Raw genomic sequence first — 21,015 nt, 5'->3', positions numbered from 1 at the left:
GCTTTGATGAAAGATAAAAAAGGTACGTTGCCATTATTCATGCCATTTCTGGTCTTGGGAGTGGGAGTCATAGCCGTATCGACGGGAGCAACAATCATCCGTCTTGCGGAAGCGCCGGCTTTGGTAATATCTGCCTATCGCGTGGGGCTTGCCAGCCTTCTCCTCTTTCCCTTTGCCTACCATTACGCCAAAGAAGAGATAAAATCGTTGACGTTAAAGGATCTAAAAGTTGCAGTTGCTTCAGGTGCTTTTTTAAGCCTGCATTTTGCTTTTTGGATATCTTCGCTCGATTATACTACAGTAGCAAGTAGCGTAGTGCTGGTCAATACAAACCCCATTTGGGTTGCCCTGCTTACGCCCTTCATGAGCAGTGACAGGCTAAGAGGTATGTCCCTGCTGGGAGTGGCTTTCAGCGTGATAGGGAGCGCTGTGATAAGCGCAGGTGATTTTGCTCTCGGGGGGAAAGCCCTTTACGGGGACTTTCTTGCCATAGCCGGAAGCTGGTGCGCTGCCTTTTATCTTTTGTTCGGTCGCAGGCTTAGGCAAAAGCTGTCTCTGCTTTCATATATAACAATTTGTTATTCCACTGCAGCGGTTATCTTGTTCGTCCTAATCATATGCCTTGGCTATCCCCTCTTCGGTTATCCCAAAAAGACGTGGCTATGTTTCTGGGGGTTAGCTCTCTTTCCTCAGATCATCGGACACAGCAGTTACAACTGGTCCCTCAAATATTTTTCAGCAGGTTTTGTGGCAATCGCCCTGTTGGGAGAGCCCGTGGTAAGCCCTATTTTGGCCTACTTTGCGTTGGGCGAGGCGATAATGCCCATTACGATATTCGGCGGATCGCTGGTATTGGCAGGAATTGTTCTGGCTGCTTTAGGAGAAAACAGAGGAAAACAGGAGTCTTAGTTCAAATACATTAATATAGTGACAACATATCGGTTTTTAAGAGATAGCGTAAAATATTTGTAGGATATTTTTAAGGTAACGCCCTTATACACGACCTTAAAGGGCATATGTCATGGCGGGTTTGATTTTTAAAGTTACCTAAAAGACGTTGCCCTTTAGGACACATGGGGAGTGGTTCCTAAAAATCCTACAAAAACTTGACGCGGTCGGAATCCTACAAAAACTTGACGCGGTCGTTTCAGATTGCGTAAAATATTTGTAGGAGATTTTCAGAGGTAAAAAAGAAAGGAGTTGCTTAAAAACCGCGTCAATCGGTGTTGTTAGTTAGATCGAAACTAAGTAGTATAATAATATTATGGAGAAGAAATGAATGATCGAATTAGATATATGGTTGTATGGTAGTTTAGCGAAATATACTGGAGAAGATAAAGGGAGTTATGCTCAACTTCGGTGGAAGATGCCCGATGGAACTAGGGTACGCGATCTGCTTAAAAGACTGGGTATACCTTCAGAGGAGAGGGGTATTACCTTCATCAATGGACAACTAACAAACATGCCAGGAATGTCAGCCGATCTAGATCGAGAGTTACATGATGGAGATCGAATCGCCTTTTTCTCACCCAAGAGCATGTGGCCTTTCCAATATCGCTTTGGGGCTGAAGTTAGCCCTGAGCTAAAGGAGGCAATGAAGTCTCTTGAAGGCGGAGATATACATCACGCATATATTGAACCAGCGCGTAAATTCCGAAGAAATCACTGATGACATACGGGAAGCCTAATCAAAAGAGAAAGCGATAACGGTTATTGCTTATTTTACCTTAGGCTTATATTGATCGATTAATAATATTAAAGATAGGAGGTGGTGTATGAAGTGATAAGGTTTTTGTATTACAGGTTAGTGGGTTAATTTGATTAAATCGAAAAGGAGGATTGGAGTGTCATGGCTAAAATTTTACGAGTAAATATGAGCGATCGGTCGGTTAAGCATGAGGAGGTGCCGGAGAAGTACCGGTTAATGGGGGGACGGTGGCTTACTTCTGGCATAGTATCTGATGAGGTGGATCCGTTATGCCATCCCCTGGGGCCCAACAATAAGCTCATCTTTGCCCCAGGTATCGTGACTGGCACCATTGCACCTACATCTGGTCGTGTCTCTGTAGGTGGAAAATCACCTCTCACCGGTGGGATCAAAGAGAGTAATGCCGGAACGCCATGGGGACAAAAGTTAGCAAGACTTGGGATCAAGGCCCTCGTAGTCGAAGGCTATCCACAAGATGGCAAATGGTGGGGGTTGCACATTACGAAAGATGGGGTCGAATTTTTCCCTGCAGATGAATATATTGGTAAGGGTTTGTATGAGATCTTCCCTGATCTCTTTAAACGTTTTGGCGAGAAAGTGAGTATTTCCGCTATAGGTGTTGCTGGCGAGTATAAAATGGCTATGGCTGGTATATGCTTTAACGACATTGACAACCGTCCCAGCAGATATTCCGGTCGTGGAGGATTGGGTGCTGTAATGGGTTCAAAGCACCTCAAATTTATCGTTGTAGATGACCAGGGCGGACCTGGTGTAGAGATTGCCAACACAAAGCTATTTGATATAGGCCGCAAAAAGTTGACAGAAGCCTTACGTACCCATGACGTCACTAAACCCGGTGGTGGTCTAAACACCTATGGCACGGCTGTTCTGGTAAACATCCTTAATGAGGCCGGGGGTTTGCCCACTCGTAACTTCAGAGAAGGTCGTTTTGAAGGAGCTGCTAAGATTTCTGGGGAGGCCATGGCTGAGTACTGCAAGACGCGCGGTGGCGTAGGAAGAATGGGTCATCCGTGCCACCCCGGCTGCGTCATACAGTGCTCTAACATCATCCCCAATCCAGATGGTTCGGAGTTGGTATCAGTCATAGAGTATGAGACCACTTGGGCCTTTGGCGCAAATTGTGGCATTGACAATCTTGACGTCATTGGCAAGCTGACTTGGATGTGCAATGACATTGGGTTGGATACTATTGAGGCCGGTGGTACAATTGCTGTAGCCATGGAGGCAGGCCTGGCTGAGTTTGGCGATGAAGAACGGGCCATCGAGTTGATGGAGGAAATAAGCAAAGGTACGCCCCTGGGTCGTATTCTGGGCCAGGGGGCAGCAATAACTGGCAAAGTCTTCGGAGTAACGCGTGTGCCGAGCGTTAAAGGGCAAAACATGCCCGCCTATGAACCTCGAGCTGTCAAGGGGATTGGTATGACCTTTGCTGTTAGTACGATGGGTGCCGATCATACCTCGGGCTATACCATCGCACCGGAGATTCTAGGGGTTAGCGGTAAAGTAGATCAATTTGACAAGGACAAGGCGGAATTGGTACGCAACTTCCAGCACTCAACCGCTTTCATTGATTCCAGCGGCCATTGCTTGTTCATTGCCTTCGCTATCCTGGATATACCTAGTGGATTTGAGGGATTAATCGAAGAGTGTAATGGAGTGTTAGGCACTAACTGGACTGCAGAAGATGTCATGAAAATTGGCAGGGAGATCATCGATACAGAGAGGGCATTCAATGCTGCTGCGGGCCTTACCAGGGCTCATGATCGTCTGCCGGAGTTCATGAAGTACGAAAAGCTCCCTCCCCATAACGTAGTTTGGGACGTACCGGACGAAACGCTTGACGCTGTTTTTGGCGAATGACGCCTTTGTAGATACCTAGTGTGTAATATAGATCTATAATTTCAATTACCATCAACGCCAGCGAGATGAGCACATCGCCTAATTGCTGGCGTTGATGGTATAAATTTTGTTTACCTCAGTAACGTCTTTGAATTAGTTATTGCAAACTATGTCATACATTGTTGAACCTATGTGGTAGTTTGTGCTGTTGTGTCTTTATCTTTATATTTTAAGGCCCTAAATACAAAATATTCTCCGATTAAAAGAGAGGAGGAGATAGATGATAACCGTGCATGTTCGATTATTTGCTACATTACTTCGCTTCTTTCCCGACTTACAATTGGGCGAAACGATGCAGGTCAACCTGCCCGATGGTGCTACCGTTGGCCAACTTATCGATCGTTTAAACATTCCTGTTGAAGAAATTAAAATTGTATTTGTTAATAATATCTTTCGAGATATGGGGTACTCCCTAAAGAATGGTGACATGGTAAGTATCTTTCCTCCTGTAGGAGGAGGATAAGTATAATACAGGAGAAATAAATTATAGTATTCATTAACAGTTTGGGCCTACGGAGAGCAGTGCGGAGTGAACAATCTGGAAGCCATCTCCAAGGCAAACTTCATCTGCAATAAGCTTGGCATGGATCCTATAACCATGGGAAGCACTATAGGTTGTGTGATGGAGCGGCGGAAAGAGGTTTGATAAAGGAGAAAGAAGCAGGTGTTTCACTGCATTGGGGAAACGCTGAGGCGATAGTGAAACTGACGGAAGACACGGGCTATAAACGAGGTTTTGGAGAAGAATTGGCGCTTGGTAGAGCAAGGAGGGAATACCTGCAAAGGAAAAGCTAAAAAAGCCTTGGGCTGCTTGACATCGCAGCAAGATATTCGCTGTAGTTTTAGCTTTATATAACACTTAAATCTGCTAAGAAAAAACTCAGGGAAGGGACTTCCTTCCCTGAGTTTTTTTGGATAACATGCGATAGTATGTTTGACATGGACAAGGAAAATATTTGCCATAAATTATGCAGCCGAAATCAGATGGAGAGAAAAGACGATGAAAGTGTTGGTGGCCTATTTCTTGGATTTAGTGTTAGGGGATCCCGTGGGTTATCCCCATCCCGTAGTTATCATAGGTAAAGCCGTTACCTGGCTGGAAGAAGAACTGCGAAGGCGGGCCAAAAACCCTAGAGAATTAAAAACAGCCGGCTTTGCCCTGTGTTTTTTGATAGTCGCTTCATCTTTCATCTCATCTTATGCGCTCATCCTTTTGGCACGTTTAATACATCCTTATCTTGGAGATTTATTAGAGATTTTTATTATATACACATGTCTTGCCACCAAGGAGCTTGGCAGGGCCGCAAAGAGGGTGTATGATGCTCTGATAAGGGGCGAACTTGCAGAAGCCAGGACAAGATTGTCCTATATAGTGAGCAGAGACACGCACAGGATGAACCAAGAAGAGATTTCAAGGGGCGCAGTAGAGACAGTAGCGGAAAATATATCCGATGCCATCATAGCTCCCTTGTTTTACGCATTTATCGGAGGAGCGCCTTTAGCGCTTTTTTATAAAGCAACGAACACTTTGGACTCCATGGTCGGTTACACCAACGAAAAATATAGGGATATAGGATACGCTTCGGCAAAGCTGGACGATATATTGAATTTTATACCTGCCCGCATAACTGCTCTTTTGATAGTATTAGCTTCTTTTCTTATGGGTTATGATTATAAAAACTGCTGGCACGTTCTTCTCAGAGACAGGTTAAAGCATAAAAGTCCAAATAGCGCTCATGGCGAAGCGGCCGTGGCCGGTGCTTTGAACATTCAGCTGGGTGGTATTAACTACTATTTTGGAAGACCTGAAATGAGGCCGATCCTTGGCGATAAAAGAACAGAAATTTCGCCAGGGCATATAAAAGATAGCATAAGGATCATGTACGCTTCCTCGATATTGGGGATCGTGTCCTTCTATGCGTTGGCTTTATTGTTTTGACGTTAACGGAGGCTTGCAATTTGCGGGGATAAGTTGAGGAGGAATGAGTATGCGCCCCTATGAACACGGTGGCAATGTTTATGACTACGAAGGCGAGTTAATCGATTTCAGCTCGAATATCAATCCCTTGGGGATGCCGAAATGCGTCTTCGATATCGTAAAAAAAGCAGATCTTACCAGATATCCAGATATAAAATATCGCAACCTTAAAGAGTCAATAGCACAATACACGGGCATTTCTCGAGAGAGCATTATCGTTGGAAATGGTGCTTCAGAGCTCATACATCTTTTTGTAAGAACCTTTAAAGTAAAAAGACCCATCATACCATCGCCTTCCTTTTTGGAGTACGAAAGGGCTACATGCGTAAACGGCGGAGAACCCATATGCTTTAGGCTAGAGGAGGAAGAGGGTTTCAAGCTAAATTTAGGCGATCTCATTTCACGTCTGCAATACGGGGATTCTCTGATTGTAGGTAATCCAAACAATCCTACCGGACAGGTAATCTCGGCCGATGAAGCGACGGATCTTTTGAAAGCTGCCGATGCTTTGAACATGCCCGTTATGATAGACGAAGCTTTTATAGAGTTCGTAAAAGAGTGCAAAAACTACGAATCCCTTTCTCTGGTCGAAAAATATGATAACTTGTTTGTCGTAAGGGCAACAACCAAGTTTTTCGGAATGCCGGGACTGAGATTGGGATACGGCATTGGAAACCCTAATCTTATTGAAAGGCTGGACAGCAACAAGGAACCGTGGACGGTCAACGCTTTTGCCGATCTTGTAGGCAGGGAAATTTTTAAGGACAGCTCCTATATAGAGGAAAGCAGGATGTATATCAATAACGAAATAGATTATATGCTAAGTGCGCTGAATAAGATAGATAATTTAGTTGCCTTTGATACGAAAGTTAATTTCCTTTTGTTAAAATCCAAATATGCGAAGGCGAGCCTGATCAAGGAAAGACTAGTCGAGAGGGGCATATTGATCAGAGATGCCTCCAACTTCAAGTATCTGGACGATCGCTTTTTCAGGGTGGCCGTCAAGCGCCGAGAAGAGAACGAAAGGCTCATAGAAGCGTTGAAAGGCATTATGCCTTAATTTTCCCGTGGAGAGTTATTCCTTATGGAAGACCGGTACGATTTAAAGATAAGGGCGCGTTATGCTCGTAGGGTTATATCGATTGGCTTGGTATGCAATTTGTTGCTGATGATTTTTAAATTGACGGTAGGGCTGTGGGGCAAGAGCAGCGCCCTCGTGGCCGACGCCGTCAACTCCTTGTCCGACTCAATAACCGATGCCGTAGCGTTGATAGGCTTTTGTATTACCGGAAAGCCTCATGATGCCACCCATGATTTTGGCCATGCCAAGTTTGAGACACTATCCACTTTGGTAATAGGCATTTTCCTCATCGCAGCTGCCGGGTTCATATTGTGGAATAGCATAGGCAAGATAATTTCCGTGGCCGGAGGAGTGTCTATAGAGAAGATAAGCGTCATAACCTTGATTCCGGCGGCCTTTACAATGGGAGTCAAAGAGCTATTGTATGTATATACTAACGGAATGGCGAAAAAGCTGGATAGCAGCACCTTGAAGCTCAAGGCCTGGGACCACAGAAGCGACGTCTTTCTCGCAGGAGGAACTTTTTTGGGAATCGCCGGAGCAGTGCTCTTGGGCGAAAAATGGCGCGTATTGGATCCCATAACAGCGGCAATTTTGGGAATGGTCATATTGAGGCTTGCCATCCCGCTGGCAATGGAGAGCATAAATGAACTGTTAGAGGCTTCTCTCCCCGAGCAGGAGGAGAAGGACATTCTTGATATCATATGGAACATACCTGATGTAAGGGGAATTCATGATTTGAAGACACGTCGTTTAGGACCCCATATCGCCGTGAGCGTTCACATCATGCTAGAAGGCGGGATGACGCTTAATAGAGCACACGACATAACGGTTCAATTGGAGAGAGATTTTAAAAGGCGCTTCGGTCCCCATAGCATTATAACGATACATATGGAACCGGCAGACAGCAGGAGGTTGTCGAAAAGTTACCCGAAGCCCGAGGAGAAAGAAAGTTAAGGCAAGCCATAATGGACTCAGGAAGTTCTCCAATCCGCGTCCTTCACTGCTTGCCTTTTGGACTTAAGCCACCTCAGGGTGACAAAATACGGCTTTTTTAAAAGGGCTCAAATCCCATCTCTGTCATGAAATCTTTGTGCATTTGTTGAAGTTGGGAGTCTATTATCGACATATGCTCCGCTTCCCAGTTTGCCAGCATATTTAAGACCTTTTTCCCATCGGTATTATCGATTTTTTCGGCAGCCTTCTTGTAGAAGTTGTTGAAATCGCGCTCCAAAGCCAAGGCCATTCTAAGCAAACTTATATCGGATACGCTGGATACGAGGGAGCTTTGAAGCTCTCCCTCTATCCAGGGTTTTCTCAAGAACTCCCGGGCGGACTCTTCGTCCATTTCCGTCGCGGCCGCAGGATCCCATTTGCCGGCGCTTTCGATTTTTTTCAGTTGATCTTGAATGAAATTGCAATGAGACAGTTCCCAATCGGCCAGATAGTTCACGAGCGATTTGGCCGTGGGATCGTTAACCTTATTTTTGGCGTTCAGATAAAAATCCCTCGCTTCGCCTTCCATTTTTAAGGCAAATTCCAATATTTTTTTCTCCATTTCCAATACTATTCCTCCCTTGATGTCTTGGTTTCCTTTTAAGTATACCACTCTTTCCCTATTTAGCCTCCGGCTCTTAAGAATCGCAACCTGAATTTGCTCATAAAATCATCGTATTTATCGTCCTCGACGACAATTTTAATGCGTATGGAGATAAAGTTCATAGCGCCAAGTTTGATATTTTTAGGTTCGTCTATATGGGCATTCCAGAATGGTCCTGTGTAGACATCGGGTTCCTTTTCCTTTCCCCCCATTTGGCGAAACCATTCGATGAACTCCTCCTTTTTAATTGTCCTCATCTCAAGGAGTATCTCTTTACTCATTGCGAGACCACCTTATTGTTAAATAATGTTAACTTTGTTATCATTTCCGATACAGCACATCAACTAACAATGCAAATCCTGTTTTTGCCCTCCTTTTTTGCTTTATATAGAGCTTTGTCCGCTCTCTTGAAAATTTCGTCTAAAGACTCTCCGGGATTTGCGTGAGTGAGACCAATGCTTACTGTGGGAGATATCTCTTCCATGAAAAAAGCCTCTTCGATAATATGTTTTAACCTCTCGGCCATAGGGATCGTTTGATCGATGGAGTTTTGGCAGAATATCAGAAATTCATCTCCCCCCCATCGTACGAATATGTCATTCTTTCTCAAAGACTTCTTTATGGTTTCTCCAATTTTGAAAAGAATCGCATCCCCCATAAGGTGTCCGTAGGTATCGTTTATAAGTTTAAAGTTGTCCAAATCGATCATTATTAAGGAAAATGGGCAGCCAGGTTCTTGATTTAAGTCTCCATTATTCGTTTTATCCAAAATGCGCTTTATATAAGCCTCTCCGGCCCACCTAACCAAAGCACCTGTAAGGCTATCGGTTGTGGCGACGCTGTAGAGATCGCTGATGATTTGTTCCTGCCTCAAAACTTTACTTTTATAGCCCGTTATGTCGACCATAACGGCTGCGATTTTAACCGGTTCGCCCGAATCGAAGTCCTTTTCGATGGGCCTAGCTTTACACTCCAACCAGATATACTCATCATTTGGTTTTTTGATCCTAAACTGTAGGACAAATATTGCGTTTTTTACCAAGCATGCATATAAGCCAGATATGAAATGTTCCCTATCATCGGGATGTATCAAATTGACAAATTTGTCCAAAGAACCTAGATAAACAGTACTTTCATGCCCTAATAACTGGAGTACGGTATCGCTAATATAAATTTCTTTAGTTTTCAAATCAAGTTCCATGTAGGCGATACTTCCTATCTCAAGGGCAAGTTTCAGGCGGTTCTCTTCTGCGATAAGCTTTTCCTGGGCTTTTTTTAATTCGCTTATATCTATGATTATTCCGATTATTCCCAATATTTCTCCTTTTTGGTCGCTTATAGCCCTTTTTCGCTCGATGACATAGTGCTTTTTGCCGTTTATAATTCTTACACTTTCGTAGGTGACACAGTCAGTTCCTTTGGGATCAAAAAGAGGTTTTTCCTTTTCGGCGCAGGTTTTTGCGTCCTCCGGAGGGAGTATTTCAAATACGCTTTTACCTATAATATCTTCTTTTTTTAAATGCAGAAAATTTTGAAGAGCTTTGTTGCAGATCAAAATGACCCCCCTGTCGTCTTTTAGGTAAATCGGTTCCGGCAAAAGATCTATCAGGGTGAACAAAAAAATTCCGTCATAAAGCCTGTCTGAGAGAGGTTTGGCGTGTCTTTTGCGATGATTAACCACCAAAATCGTTATATATACAGAAATTACCAACAAAAAGAGGATAACGATATGAGAAATAAGTTTAGGTCCTTCCGCCGAATTTGACACCAATAAGGTTTTTAATATATTCATAATTGAGATTAACAAACCCCTTTCAAAAAGCATTGCAATCATACATCGAAAAGCAGTTAGTATTCCACCTGATATAAAAATTTATCTGGGCATTGATAGCGCTTCATAATTGACGAACCAGGATATCCGCAAAAGCCCGAAATTGTCGCAAAACTTTGTGCGAAGGTGGTATAATTTAAAAGAATTATAAATGCTTACAGGAGGGATGTAAAATGGCCCGGATGGCAGAAGCAAAATTCACCATGCCCCATATCGGTCACGAAGAGCATCTTTGCTATTTGGAAAACGTAAGATATATCGATTCTAATTTAGAGGAGTATAAAAAATTAGTCAGAAACCCCAAATTCGTCTGTCGAAGATGCGGCAGGGCGGCTGCAAAAGCTGAAAATCTTTGCGATCCTGAAGCACTGTAAAATAAATTCATTTAATATGAATCAAGGCGGGATGATTTATCCCGCCTTGATCTGTCTTTTTACAAGCCCAGTAACGTTTCGACCTCTTCCTCGTGATGCATTTCCTCACCCATTATATGGCGTATCACGTGGAACGTAACGGGATCTTTGGCTGTTTTCTGCAAGAAGTTAATGATGTCTGCATATACCCCTATAGCGCCTTGTTCGGCAACGTGGACTGCTTTCAATATGCTCTCGTAATCGGATCTGTCCTTGGGTATATCGACTTTTGGGTAATTGGCCTTTTTGGTTATCTCGTCCCAGTCGTCAATGGGTTCTCCGCCCAGCTGTATTATGCGTTCTGCCAGCTCTTCCGAGTGTTCCATTTCTTCCTTGGCAATCTCTTCGAGTTGATCAGCCACAGTTTTGGCGTGAATTCCCTTAACTAAAAGGGCGGCAGTTTTGTAATAAAAATAGGCTACAAGTTCATCGGCATAAGCCTTGTTCAACAGCTCTATCAGTTTGTCTGCATGTTCTTCGACCAGCTTCCTCGTTTTCTGTGCCATTTCTCATCCCCTCCTAAAAGGTAAAGTTTTCACACTTTTATATCAATATTTTAGCCCAAATGTTTTATTTACACAACGAGTCGACGAAGAGCGAGTCGAGTAAACTAAAGTTTCGATATAGGCCCTACACTGAATTTGCACATAGTGGTATACTAGAACAAAATGTAAGTGAGACGATGAGAGAGTTTAGAGATAAATCGTCAACGCGATATGCAGATAGCAAATCTGCAAGGAGGTAAGAACGATGAGTGTTGTCAAGACAGGAGTGAAGTATGTATATCGCTTTGACGAGGGTAACGCCGGAATGGTGAACCTTCTGGGCGGCAAGGGGGCTAATTTGGCCGAGATGAAATCGCTCGGTTTGCCCGTCCCAAACGGGTTCATCATATCGACCGAGGCTTGCCGTGCCTATATGAAAGAAGGCGTCGGACTGCTTGATCAGCTGTGGCCTAAAATCGTAGAGCATATGCATTATCTTGAGCATGTCAGCGGAAAGACTTTTGGGGGAGAAGAAAACCCGCTTTTGGTGTCGGTTCGCTCGGGAGCTCCCGTATCCATGCCGGGCATGATGGATACCATATTAAACCTTGGGCTTAACGACCGTACGGTTCTAGCTCTTACCGAAAACACCAGGGATCCGCGTTTTGCCCACGATTGTTACCGAAGGTTTATACAGATGTTCGCTAATGTGGTATTAGGTATCGACCTTGATCATTTCGAGAAGGTTTTAAGCGAACATAAAAAACAACTTAACATCAAATTTGATCATCAGATACCTGAAGAAAATTTGGCGAAAATAATCAGTCGTTTCAAGGAGATAGTGAAATCGGAAAGCGGAGAACCCTTTCCTCAAGATCCTTGGGCCCAGTTAAAGATGGCCATCGAGGCTGTATTTAGGAGTTGGAACAACAAGAGAGCGGTAACCTACAGGAAAATTGCCAATATACCCGATGATTTGGGAACGGCTGTCACGGTAATGGAAATGGTCTTTGGAAACTTGGGGAGCGACTGTGGCACGGGCGTGTTATTTTCCCGCAACCCCTCTACGGGCGATAAGGAGCTTTTCGGCGAGTTTTTGATTAACGCTCAGGGCGAAGATGTCGTGGCAGGAATAAGAACTCCCCAACCTATAGGGGCATTAAAGGAGGTCAGTCCACATATTTACGAAGAACTTAAAATTGTCGCCGAAACCCTTGAAAGACATTTCAAAGACATGCAGGACATAGAGTTTACGGTAGAGAGGGGCAAGCTATATATACTCCAAACTCGAAACGGGAAGCGCACGGCTAAGGCGGCAGTAAGGATAGCATCGGAGATGGTCAAGGAGGGCATAATCGATGCCCGCACAGCGGTGACCAGGGTAACGCCAAAAGAGATCGAACAGCTGCTCCATCGACAAGTCGATCCTTCGGCAGATTTGTCTTCCATAGCAGAAGGCATAGCCGCATCTCCCGGCGCCGCTACAGGAAAGGTGGTTTTCGATGTGGACGAGGCCGAAGAGCGCGGTAAAAGAGGAGAACCTGTAATACTTGTACGGCCTGAAACGACGCCTGAGGATATACACGGTCTTTCCAGGGCAGCCGGGTTGCTTACGAGCAGGGGAGGGCAGACGAGCCACGCCGCTTTAGTTGCCCGTTCATTGGGAATTCCCTGTGTTGTAGGATGTGAGGCGGTAAACATTGACCTTATCGGCGAGAGATTTACCGTAGGTGAGTTTACCGTTAAAAAAGATGATGTAATAACGATCGACGGAACCAGCGGAAAGGTATACCCGGGAGAGGTCCCCTTAATCGAGCCCTCCATGCACGAAGAATATCTTCACCACTTCCTGGATATGGCCGACATGTTCGCCAGGCTTCAGGTGTGGGCAAACTGCGATACCCCCGAAGAAGCGCGGCAGGCTCGGAAGCTTGGCGCAAAAGGAGTCGGACTGTGCAGGACGGAACATATGTTTAGAGAAAGCGATCGCCTTTCCATAATGCAGCAGGTTATTGTGGCGGAAAAGGTCGAAGACAGAATGGATGCATTGGAGAAGCTCGCCAGATTGCAGAAGGACGATTTCGTGGAAATTTTTCAAGTGATGCAAGGCCTTCCCATTATTGTGAGATTGTTGGATCCCCCTCTAAACGAGTTTTTGCCGAAGGGGAAGGATGTAGCCAAGAAGTTAGCCCAGCTTCGGTCCGAGGGCAGGGGAGAATCTCCAGAAGCGCAGAGACTAGAGATTCTTTTGAAGAGGATTGAAGGGCTTCAAGAGGGCAACCCTATGTTGGGCTTCAGGGGTTGCCGTATCGGCGTGCTCTACCCCGAAATATACGAAGCTCAGGCGAAGGCCATTGCTCAGGCGGCCTGCGAGCTGATTAAAAGAGGCGTTGACGTCAAGGTCAAAATCATGGTTCCGCTGGTCGCGACCGGGCAGGAGATGTGCATGCTTCGGGCGAACATAGAAAAGGCAGTTGCCGAAATTGCCGAATCTTACGGAGAGAATTGGAGATGCAAAATAGGCACGATGATCGAGTTGCCAAGGGCAGCTATAGTCGCCGATGAGATAGCTGAATACGCCGACTTCTTTAGCTTCGGCACCAACGATCTCACTCAGACAACTTTAGGCGTATCCCGGGATGATGCGGAGGGTAAATTTTTGGCTGCCTACGTGCGTCTGGGGATATATACGGAAGATCCCTTCCGCACTTTAGACCGCAAAGGGGTGGGAGCCTTGATGAAGATGGCAGTCGAAAAAGGCAGAAGCGCGAAAAAAGACCTAGAGCTTGGTATATGCGGAGAACACGGCGGGGATCCGTCGAGCATTGCCTTTTGCGACCGCATTGGGCTTGATTACGTCAGCTGTTCGGCAATGCGTATTCCCGTAGCGAGGCTTTCGGCCGCCCATTCATCGCTGGGTCTGCTAAATTAGATCTTCTACCTTAGCATCATATCGGGGATCCAGGCATGAAAAGGGTTTAATGTCGATAACGGGGGTGCCGTCTATCGCCTCCAAACCGATAAGATCTATATAGGAATTCCTCAAAGCGATCAGGCGGCACCTGTTTGTTCCTATCGAATTTGGCCTCGTCGGAGAACAGGTTGCAAATACTCCCCGCAAAGGCCTCGAAGTATCTCCCCTCGGATGCACCAGAAGGGGAGATTTCTCAATATTGAGGTGAAACAAAAACATCACGAGGACTTCTATTTCTTCTTCTAAGCCTAACAATCCTTCTTTGAACTCGGGATATATTTCCACGGTGCATCTGACGTTGTGAAATAAATCCGGTTTGACAGGCTCCTTTATGGGGGATAAAACTTTTCCTATAGGAGAGATTTCCCACAAACCACTCACACTTGTTCCTCCTTGTCCTCGTAGGATTTTATCTGTTCCAGGAATTTAAGGTTCCTGTTCTGCTGGTATTCCTCTGGGTTAAACTTTCGGATCGGCTTGTAGGTTTCCTTAAGTAGTGGCGAGGAAATCAGATAATCTGCCGTAGATCTGTCGCAGGCAGTAGGTATGTTGTAGACGACCGATATCCTCAGCAGTGCCCTTACGTCAGGATCGTGGGGTTGAATGTTAAGGGGGTCCCAAAAAAAGATCAATATATCGATCAAGCCATCGGCAATTCGAGCTCCCAACTGTTGGTCTCCACCCAGGGGGCCCGATTTGAATTTAAAAACTGGAACCCCGAGTTCTCTTTCCAGCAAGAAACCAGTGGTTCCCGTAGAGTAGAGGTCGTGTTCCGTTAGGGTGCCTTTATTATAAAGTGCCCACTCGATGATGTCACCCTTCATGCTGTCGTGAGCGACCAAAGCAATTCTTTTCCTGTACACAGCTTTTCACTCCCCTTTGTTACTTTCACGATATAAAATGACAGAACGTCTAAAATGCTATAATCATTCCCGGGTGATGTCAAGTGAAAAATGGCGATGATAAAAGGGTCGAAGAGATATTTGTACTTCTATATTCCGCGGCCAAGTGGGGTATTCTTTCCCTGTTGGCGGGTTTAATTGTAGGAGGGGTGGCTTCTGTCTTTTTGCATCTCCTGGAAGGTTCTGTTACCTTCGTGGGCGGGCTGCCGCCTTTTTGGCGTATTTTGCTGCTGCCCCTGGGGCTTCTGGCAAGCGCCTTTTTGATAAAGACCTTTGCCCCAGAGGCTCACGGGCACGGAACGGAAAAGGTCATCGAAGCCGTCCATTACAAGCAAGGATATATTCCTTTAAAGATAGTTCCCGTTAAGCTTGCGGCCACTATAACGACTCTGGCTTCGGGGGGCTCTGTAGGCAAAGAGGGTCCCTGTGCTCAAATAGGCGGAGGCTTGATGTCCTGGCTGGCAGGTCTTCTTCGCCTGGACGTAGAGGACAGAAAAAAATTGGTAGTTTGTGGTATATCTGCCGGTTTTTCGGCGGTCTTCGGAACCCCGATCTCCGGTGCGGTATTCGGGGTGGAGGTGCTGTACATAGGACAGATGCTTTACGATGTATTGTTGCCGTCTTTCATAAGTGGTATTATAGCCAGAATCGTTGCAACCAGTTTTGGCATTCCAGGTTTAGCCGGTAGAATTATCCCGATCTCATTAGAATGGAAGGTCATATTATTATCGGTAATGGCAGGCATTTTTTTCGGATTTGTTTCAATTATGCATATCGAAATGCTTAATTACACGGAAAGCAGGTTCAAAAAGCTCGATATGTCTTGGTGGAAAAAGCCCCTTTTTGGCGGATTTTTGCTGTTGGCTATGGCTTTGACGCTGGGTACCAGATATCTCGGTCTTGGCATGGATACGGTTTACGAAGCTCTTTCAGGCGCCAGAGTTCCCCTGTTTGCTTTTTTTATAAAGTCCCTTGCCATGGCGATCACCCTTTCCTGCGGAGGTAGCGGGGGTGTGTTGACCCCCACTTTTTTCGTGGGTGCGACGGCAGGAGCAACCTTTGCGCGACTTACGGGATCCGATCCTATTTTATTGAGCGTAATGGGGTTTACGGCCGTGCTCGCTGGTGCCGCTAATACCCCTATAACCGCCAGCATTATGGCCATGGAAATAATGGGTCCCCAAGCTACGCCCCTGGCTGCCATAGCTTGTGTCCTTTCCTTCGTAGTCAGCGGGCACAGGAGCATCTACCCCACGCAAGTATTGGCAAGGCCCAAATCCAAGGTTTTCGAGATTTCACCCTACTCCAGCGAGCAAGCTTTTTATAAAGTTAAGATCCTTTCTTCTAAGATATTTCTGTCAAGATATATCAGGGCTTTAAGAATTAAGCAGAAAAACAAGTAGCTAAACCGAGACTTTACTTTTCTGGTAAGAATAGGGGAGATGAATTTATCGATGAGGACGAGTCTTTATTTCGATGGCTGTAATTTGAGGGATTTAGCTTCAAAATATGGGACTCCTTTATATGTGGTTTCAAAAAGCATCATCAAAGATCGATGTCGAGAAATACGGGGAGGTTTTCTTGACCATTACGCAAACTCTCGTGCCTATTATGCTGGGAAGGCCTTTTTGACTATTGCTATGTGTAGTTTGATAAAAAAAGAAGGATTGGGCCTTGATGTCGTATCGGGAGGAGAGCTTCACCTGGCTTTAAAGGCCAATTTTCCTACGGCAAATATAGTGTTTCACGGTAACAACAAACTTCGCCAAGAAATCGAGACGGCTATAGACAGAGGCGTGGGCAGGATAGTCGTCGACTGGGAAGGGGAATTGGATTTAATTAATGAAATTGCACCTTCGAAGGGACGGCGTGCGTCGGTCCTTCTTAGAGTGACGCCCGAAGTGGAGGCTTTAACACATAAATATATACAAACAGGTCACAGGGGATCTAAATTCGGCATCCCTTTGGAGCGCGTGCCCTATTTGGTGGAAAAGTCGCTCTCGATGGAGCACATTGCTTTGAAGGGCCTTCATTTTCACCTGGGGTCTCAGATAGAAGATCATAGGCCCTACGTACAGGCTATAGATGTCGTTACTGAGCTTATGGCAAATTTACAGAGCGATAAAAGTTTTATCCTCGAAGAGTTGGATATTGGGGGCGGTTTTGGCATCGCTGCCCATGGAGATGCTTCTTCAAAACCGCTATCCTATTTCGTGGATCCTGTAATGGAAAGATTAAGGGCCAGATGTTCTGCCTTTGGGTTACCTCTGCCCTCCGTTGCTATAGAGCCCGGTCGATGGATAGTAGGTGAAGCGGGAATAACTTTATACACCATAGGAGCCATCAAGGAAATAGCAGGTTCTACTACCTATGTAAGCGTAGACGGCGGAATGGCGGACAATCCCAGGCCCGCTCTGTACGGGGCTAAATATGACGCCGAAGTGGTGGGCAAGGAAGGCCTACCAAAAGACAGAATCGTAACCGTGGCGGGCAGGTGTTGTGAAAGCGGTGACATTTTGATAGAAAACCTTCCTGTCCCAGACGATATTAAGCCAGGAGACCTGCTGGCGGTTTTCAACACGGGAGCATACAACTATTCTATGGCCAGCAATTATAATATGCTTCCCAGACCTGCAGTTGTTTTCGTCGAGAACGGAAAGGATTTCCTGGCTGTGGAGAGAGAAACCTACGACGATTTACTGGCCAAGCAAAGGTCGATTTGTGACGATTAAAAGCCTGTTTTACAGAATTTGTCTCTCGGCTAATAAGTGAATTATAATTTAAAAATATAGACAAATTTAAAGATAATTGCGATTAATTTGAGGGGGAATGAAATTGGCATTCGGATACAACGGAAGGGTTTTGCACGTCGACTTATCTGCGGAAAGGATCGAAGTGGAGAATGTTAGCGACGAATTCTATAGGACCTACATGGGGGGTTCTGGTTTAATAGGCTACTATTTACTTAAGATGATGAAGCCCGGCATCGATCCTCTGGGCCCGGATAACGTTCTGGTCTTTGCCCCCGGAGCTTTAACGGGCGCACCTTTAGGAGGGATGTGTCGCTTTGCCGTGGGTGCCAAGTCGCCTTTGACAAATGCCTTTGGACAGTCTGAGGCCGGAGGTTTTTGGGGGCCTGAGCTAAAGCGTGCCGGCTTTGACGGGATTGTCATAAGGGGCAAAGCCTGTAAACCGGTTTATCTTTATATAAACGACGGAGATGTGAGCATATGCGGTGCCGGAGATCTATGGGGGAAAAAGACCGGCGAAGTTCAGGATGCGATAAGAGATAGACACAAAGACCCCGCCATTAGAGTTGCCCAGATAGGGCCCGGCGGAGAAAACCTAGTAAGGTATGCCTGCATAACTAATGAATTAAAACATTTTAACGGCAGAAACGGACTTGGAGCCGTGATGGGTTCCAAAAACCTCAAAGCTATCGCTGTCCGAGGTAAAAAGCAGATTCCCATAGCGGACCATAAGCTTATGTCGGAAATATCCAAGAAATTCGGCTCTACGGTAATGGAGAATCCTCTGACCAGGGGGTTGTACGAAAGCGGAACAGCGGCTTCCGTTTTGGGAAATAATGCGGCCGGGATTTTGCCGACCAAAAATTTTCGTTACGGTGAATTCGACAGGGCCGAGGCAATTTCTGCGAAGGCTATGAATGAGAAGATATTAGTGGCCAGGGAAGGCTGCTATGCCTGTCCCGTGAGGTGTAAAAGAGCCGTTAAATCGGATCGTTATGGAGTAGAGCCACGATTCGGCGGCCCTGAGTACGAGACACTTGCTTCTTTTGGATCGCTCTGTTTAGTCGATGACATAGAAGTTATAGCTAAAGCAAATCAGATGTGCAACGAATACACCTTGGACACCATCAGCACCGGGATGACCATAGCCTTTGCCATGGAATGCTTCGAGGCAAATATTTTGACCGGAGACGATACCGACGGAATAGAGCTGACCTTTGGCAACGGCGAGGCCCTCCTGGCCATGATAGAAAAGATAGCAAAAAGAGAAGGCTTTGGCGACGTTCTCGCCGAGGGCAGCAAAAGGGCCTCCGAAATCATAGGAAAGGGTTCGGAAAAGTTTGTCTTGACGGCAAAGGGTCAGGAGTTACCGATGCATGAGCCAAGGGGGAAATATTCATTAGCCTTAGCTTACGCTGCTTCCGAAAGGGGGGCAGACCATATGGTTGCTGCCCATGATACTATGGTTGCTTCAAAGGACCAATATGGTTTCAAAGAAATAATGCCTCTGGGTATTTTGGAGCCCGAAAGTCCTACCGTCTTCTCAAACTTAAAAGTGCGGACTTTTGCCTACCTTTCCATGTGGTGGAGCTTTTTTAACGCTGCAGGTATATGTGATTTCGTGCCGGTGCCTAGAAGCTCTATGCCCATAAAAGATGTCGTAGATGCCATGTGCGCCTTCACCGGATGGCAAACGAGCGCATTTGAGCTGATGAAAGTCGGGGAGAGAGCTTTGGTGCTCGCCAGGATGTTCAATGCCCGTGAGGGTTTCGATGTCAAAGAAGATACCTTGCCGGAAAGGTTGTTTTCTCCCCTCGAAAAAGGTCCTCTTTCCGGGAATTCGCTTTCTGAGGAGGAATTTCAGGAGGCGCTGCAAATATATTACGCAATGATGAATTGGGACGAAAGGGGCATTCCTACCAGAGGAAAATTGTCGGAATTGGGGCTCGACTGGATAGCGGAAGACGATGGCCAAGGTTATAGTATTTAGCGGCGATCGATTGACGGAGCATATTGTAGAGCTGGATCGGGCCGTGACGTTGGGATATATACTCAATAAAGTAAATATTTCAAGGGAAGAAGTGGGATTTGCAATCTGTCGCTCGAAGTACATCTCCCTGGATGATCTGGTGAATCCGGAAGATGAAGTGCGGATCTTTCCTCCCTTGGGAGGGGGTTAAATGTATTATGGCTCTTAATTCTCTATACGTTAAGAAGGGGTTTGAACAAAGCATCCATGAAGGGCACCCATGGATTTACAAAAATGCGATAAACAGGATCAGGGGCGACTTTACTCCGGGCGATTTAGTCGAGATCAAGGATTGGCGGGGGAAATTCTTAGGTATAGGGTATGCCAATCCCTCTTCGTACATTGTTGCACGAATCCTGACCAGAAAACAAGAAAGGATAGACGAAAGGTTTTGGCGCAAAAGGCTCAAATCTGCCCTGAACTTCAGGTGCAAGACCGGAATTGCCGAGCTTGATGCCTACAGGATGGTCTTTAGTGAAGCGGACTTTCTGCCCGGTGTAATTATTGACAAATTTGGCGATTATATAGTCTTGCAGACCCTGACGCTCGGGATGGATAGGTTCAAGGAAATCATCGTAAGGGTATTAACCGACCTCTTTCCCGTAAAAGGTATATACCACAAAAACGACGTGCCCGTGAGAGCGATTGAGGGATTGTCTCAAGAGGATTGCCTTCTCTTCGGTGAAGTGCCCGATGAAGTGATAATCGAAGAGAATGGCGTAAAGTTTTGCGTAAATATCGCCGGAGGCCAAAAAACGGGACATTTTTTGGATCAACGTCGAAACAGGGTCCTATTGAAGGATATATCAAAGGGGGCCGATGTGCTGGATGCCTTCTGTTATACTGGGGGTTTTGGCCTCAACGCTGCCAGGTTTGGCGCGAAAACTGTCTTTGGCGTAGACGTATCGGAGGATGCTGTAGCGACGGCAAGGCGCAATGCCGGCCTGAACGGATTTGACGCTGTTTGCCGATACGATGTGGCAAACGTTTTCGACCGCCTAAGGGAGTTAGAGCCAAAGGGTCAAAGGTACGACGTAATCGTTTTAGACCCGCCGGCCTTTGCCAAAAACAAAAAGGCTGTTGAGGGGGCTCTCAGGGGATATAAAGAGATCAACTTGCGAGCCATGAAAATAATCAAAGAAGGCGGTTTTCTTCTGACCTGCTCCTGCTCTCACCATATATCGTGGGATCTCTTTGAAGGGGTTATATTTGAGGCGGCGAAGGACGCCGGCAAAACACTTCGCGTTGTTGCCAGGGAGGGTCAATCGCCGGATCATCCGGTGCTTATGGGCTTTGACGAGTCGCTGTACCTCAAATGCCTTCTCCTCGAAGTTTCTTGATGAT

At 45.9% G+C, this 21,015-nt stretch carries 20 protein-coding genes and 1 pseudogene; 15 read left to right on the top strand and 6 right to left on the bottom strand.

All coding sequences use genetic code 11. The annotated features are described in order from the left end of the window. Positions 1 to 6: 6 nt before the first annotated feature. From BLU12_RS07500 to BLU12_RS07465, 8 genes and pseudogenes are all read left to right on the top strand, one after another. On the top strand, positions 7 to 909 hold the full coding sequence (locus BLU12_RS07500; RefSeq protein WP_091461766.1) for a DMT family transporter: 903 nt from the start codon (positions 7 to 9) through the stop codon (positions 907 to 909). 370 nt (positions 910 to 1,279) lie between these two features. Then, positions 1,280 to 1,669, top strand: coding sequence for a MoaD/ThiS family protein (locus tag BLU12_RS07495; RefSeq protein ID WP_091461764.1), 390 nt, complete (start codon positions 1,280 to 1,282; stop codon positions 1,667 to 1,669). A gap of 180 nt (positions 1,670 to 1,849) precedes the next feature. Beyond that, positions 1,850 to 3,589, top strand: coding sequence for an aldehyde ferredoxin oxidoreductase family protein (locus tag BLU12_RS07490; protein ID WP_040348296.1), 1,740 nt, complete (start codon positions 1,850 to 1,852; stop codon positions 3,587 to 3,589). 259 nt (positions 3,590 to 3,848) lie between these two features. Next, entirely contained in the window at positions 3,849 to 4,091 is a 243-nt protein-coding gene (locus BLU12_RS07485) for a MoaD/ThiS family protein (RefSeq protein ID WP_009201903.1), read from the top strand. Positions 4,092 to 4,157: 66 nt separating this feature from the next. After that, a pseudogene (locus BLU12_RS10260) lies at positions 4,158 to 4,423 on the top strand (aldehyde ferredoxin oxidoreductase C-terminal domain-containing protein). 205 nt (positions 4,424 to 4,628) lie between these two features. Further along, complete coding sequence (cbiB, locus tag BLU12_RS07475) at positions 4,629 to 5,567, top strand: adenosylcobinamide-phosphate synthase CbiB (protein ID WP_091461762.1); 939 nt, start codon at positions 4,629 to 4,631, stop codon at positions 5,565 to 5,567. Between the two features lie 49 nt (positions 5,568 to 5,616). Continuing rightward, positions 5,617 to 6,666 carry a threonine-phosphate decarboxylase CobD gene (cobD, locus tag BLU12_RS07470; protein WP_091461760.1) on the top strand — a complete coding sequence of 350 codons (1,050 nt, stop codon included), beginning with the start codon at positions 5,617 to 5,619 and terminating at the stop codon, positions 6,664 to 6,666. A gap of 24 nt (positions 6,667 to 6,690) precedes the next feature. Next, entirely contained in the window at positions 6,691 to 7,644 is a 954-nt protein-coding gene (locus tag BLU12_RS07465; protein ID WP_091461759.1) for a cation diffusion facilitator family transporter, read from the top strand. A 97-nt stretch (positions 7,645 to 7,741) separates the two neighbouring features. Here BLU12_RS07465 and BLU12_RS07460 read toward each other — a convergent pair whose 3' ends face one another. The 3 genes from BLU12_RS07460 to BLU12_RS07450 all read right to left on the bottom strand — a co-directional run bounded on the left by BLU12_RS07460 (position 7,742) and on the right by BLU12_RS07450 (position 10,079). Then, positions 7,742 to 8,245, bottom strand: a complete 504-nt coding sequence (locus BLU12_RS07460) for a ferritin-like domain-containing protein (protein WP_234945546.1) — start codon at positions 8,243 to 8,245, stop codon at positions 7,742 to 7,744. Between the two features lie 62 nt (positions 8,246 to 8,307). Then, positions 8,308 to 8,568: a hypothetical protein gene (locus tag BLU12_RS07455; RefSeq protein WP_091461757.1), complete on the bottom strand. Its 261-nt coding sequence runs from the start codon at positions 8,566 to 8,568 to the stop codon at positions 8,308 to 8,310. A 59-nt stretch (positions 8,569 to 8,627) separates the two neighbouring features. Next, entirely contained in the window at positions 8,628 to 10,079 is a 1,452-nt protein-coding gene (locus tag BLU12_RS07450; RefSeq protein WP_234945545.1) for a sensor domain-containing diguanylate cyclase, read from the bottom strand. A gap of 212 nt (positions 10,080 to 10,291) precedes the next feature. On the opposite strand from BLU12_RS07450, the gene BLU12_RS07445 reads away from it, so the two are divergent. Continuing rightward, positions 10,292 to 10,492 carry a hypothetical protein gene (locus tag BLU12_RS07445; protein ID WP_091461755.1) on the top strand — a complete coding sequence of 67 codons (201 nt, stop codon included), beginning with the start codon at positions 10,292 to 10,294 and terminating at the stop codon, positions 10,490 to 10,492. Positions 10,493 to 10,551: 59 nt separating this feature from the next. Here BLU12_RS07445 and BLU12_RS07440 read toward each other — a convergent pair whose 3' ends face one another. Beyond that, on the bottom strand, positions 10,552 to 11,037 hold the full coding sequence (locus tag BLU12_RS07440) for a ferritin-like domain-containing protein (protein ID WP_091461754.1): 486 nt from the start codon (positions 11,035 to 11,037) through the stop codon (positions 10,552 to 10,554). A 244-nt stretch (positions 11,038 to 11,281) separates the two neighbouring features. On the opposite strand from BLU12_RS07440, the gene ppdK reads away from it, so the two are divergent. Then, positions 11,282 to 13,948 (top strand): pyruvate, phosphate dikinase, encoded by a 2,667-nt coding sequence (gene ppdK, locus BLU12_RS07435; protein ID WP_091461752.1) that lies wholly within the window; start codon positions 11,282 to 11,284, stop codon positions 13,946 to 13,948. On the opposite strand, the gene tsaA is transcribed toward ppdK, so the two are convergent. Next, the gene (gene tsaA, locus BLU12_RS07430) at positions 13,940 to 14,371 is read right to left on the bottom strand and encodes a tRNA (N6-threonylcarbamoyladenosine(37)-N6)-methyltransferase TrmO (protein ID WP_091461750.1); all 432 of its coding nucleotides are present in this window, start codon (positions 14,369 to 14,371) and stop codon (positions 13,940 to 13,942) included. The two genes, ppdK and tsaA, sit on opposite strands and share 9 nt — an antisense overlap. Next, positions 14,368 to 14,853: a methylglyoxal synthase gene (locus BLU12_RS07425; RefSeq protein WP_091461748.1), complete on the bottom strand. Its 486-nt coding sequence runs from the start codon at positions 14,851 to 14,853 to the stop codon at positions 14,368 to 14,370. The genes tsaA and BLU12_RS07425 overlap by 4 nt, the downstream gene beginning before the upstream one ends. 83 nt (positions 14,854 to 14,936) lie before the next feature. On the opposite strand from BLU12_RS07425, the gene BLU12_RS07420 reads away from it, so the two are divergent. The 5 genes from BLU12_RS07420 to BLU12_RS07400 all read left to right on the top strand — a co-directional run bounded on the left by BLU12_RS07420 (position 14,937) and on the right by BLU12_RS07400 (position 21,011). After that, on the top strand, positions 14,937 to 16,295 hold the full coding sequence (locus BLU12_RS07420; RefSeq protein WP_091461746.1) for a chloride channel protein: 1,359 nt from the start codon (positions 14,937 to 14,939) through the stop codon (positions 16,293 to 16,295). Between the two features lie 51 nt (positions 16,296 to 16,346). Beyond that, positions 16,347 to 17,624 (top strand): diaminopimelate decarboxylase, encoded by a 1,278-nt coding sequence (gene lysA / locus BLU12_RS07415; protein ID WP_091461745.1) that lies wholly within the window; start codon positions 16,347 to 16,349, stop codon positions 17,622 to 17,624. Positions 17,625 to 17,721: 97 nt separating this feature from the next. After that, a complete protein-coding gene (locus BLU12_RS07410) occupies positions 17,722 to 19,632 on the top strand; it encodes an aldehyde ferredoxin oxidoreductase family protein (RefSeq protein ID WP_091461743.1) in 1,911 nt (636 codons plus the stop codon). Beyond that, positions 19,610 to 19,822 (top strand): ubiquitin family protein, encoded by a 213-nt coding sequence (locus BLU12_RS07405; protein ID WP_057941009.1) that lies wholly within the window; start codon positions 19,610 to 19,612, stop codon positions 19,820 to 19,822. Before BLU12_RS07410 ends, BLU12_RS07405 begins: the two co-directional genes overlap by 23 nt. Before the next feature lie 7 nt (positions 19,823 to 19,829). Further along, on the top strand, positions 19,830 to 21,011 hold the full coding sequence (locus BLU12_RS07400) for a class I SAM-dependent rRNA methyltransferase (RefSeq protein WP_091461741.1): 1,182 nt from the start codon (positions 19,830 to 19,832) through the stop codon (positions 21,009 to 21,011). Positions 21,012 to 21,015 lie beyond the last annotated feature (4 nt).

Source organism: Acetomicrobium thermoterrenum DSM 13490 (assembly GCF_900107215.1).
Lineage (GTDB): Bacteria > Synergistota > Synergistia > Synergistales > Acetomicrobiaceae > Acetomicrobium > Acetomicrobium thermoterrenum.
Note: the sequence above shows the minus strand (reverse complement) of the source record. Positions and strands in the feature narration are given on the sequence as shown.

What these genes read in the sequence shown, in the direction of transcription:
- BLU12_RS07495 (WP_091461764.1), top strand. Translation starts at nt 1,280, where the DNA reads ATGATCGAATTAGATATATGGTTGTATGGTAGTTTAGCGAAATATACT.
- BLU12_RS07490 (WP_040348296.1), top strand. Translation starts at nt 1,850, where the DNA reads ATGGCTAAAATTTTACGAGTAAATATGAGCGATCGGTCGGTTAAGCAT.
- BLU12_RS07440 (WP_091461754.1), bottom strand. Translation starts at nt 11,037, where the DNA reads ATGGCACAGAAAACGAGGAAGCTGGTCGAAGAACATGCAGACAAACTG.
- BLU12_RS07500 (WP_091461766.1), top strand. Translation starts at nt 7, where the DNA reads ATGAAAGATAAAAAAGGTACGTTGCCATTATTCATGCCATTTCTGGTC.
- cbiB (WP_091461762.1), top strand. Translation starts at nt 4,629, where the DNA reads ATGAAAGTGTTGGTGGCCTATTTCTTGGATTTAGTGTTAGGGGATCCC.
- cobD (WP_091461760.1), top strand. Translation starts at nt 5,617, where the DNA reads ATGCGCCCCTATGAACACGGTGGCAATGTTTATGACTACGAAGGCGAG.
- BLU12_RS07400 (WP_091461741.1), top strand. Translation starts at nt 19,830, where the DNA reads ATGGCTCTTAATTCTCTATACGTTAAGAAGGGGTTTGAACAAAGCATC.
- lysA (WP_091461745.1), top strand. Translation starts at nt 16,347, where the DNA reads ATGAGGACGAGTCTTTATTTCGATGGCTGTAATTTGAGGGATTTAGCT.
- BLU12_RS07445 (WP_091461755.1), top strand. Translation starts at nt 10,292, where the DNA reads ATGGCCCGGATGGCAGAAGCAAAATTCACCATGCCCCATATCGGTCAC.
- BLU12_RS07410 (WP_091461743.1), top strand. Translation starts at nt 17,722, where the DNA reads ATGAAATTGGCATTCGGATACAACGGAAGGGTTTTGCACGTCGACTTA.
- BLU12_RS07485 (WP_009201903.1), top strand. Translation starts at nt 3,849, where the DNA reads ATGATAACCGTGCATGTTCGATTATTTGCTACATTACTTCGCTTCTTT.
- BLU12_RS07460 (WP_234945546.1), bottom strand. Translation starts at nt 8,245, where the DNA reads ATGGAGAAAAAAATATTGGAATTTGCCTTAAAAATGGAAGGCGAAGCG.
- BLU12_RS07455 (WP_091461757.1), bottom strand. Translation starts at nt 8,568, where the DNA reads ATGAGTAAAGAGATACTCCTTGAGATGAGGACAATTAAAAAGGAGGAG.
- ppdK (WP_091461752.1), top strand. Translation starts at nt 11,282, where the DNA reads ATGAGTGTTGTCAAGACAGGAGTGAAGTATGTATATCGCTTTGACGAG.
- BLU12_RS07405 (WP_057941009.1), top strand. Translation starts at nt 19,610, where the DNA reads ATGGCCAAGGTTATAGTATTTAGCGGCGATCGATTGACGGAGCATATT.
- BLU12_RS07465 (WP_091461759.1), top strand. Translation starts at nt 6,691, where the DNA reads ATGGAAGACCGGTACGATTTAAAGATAAGGGCGCGTTATGCTCGTAGG.
- BLU12_RS07450 (WP_234945545.1), bottom strand. Translation starts at nt 10,079, where the DNA reads ATGAATATATTAAAAACCTTATTGGTGTCAAATTCGGCGGAAGGACCT.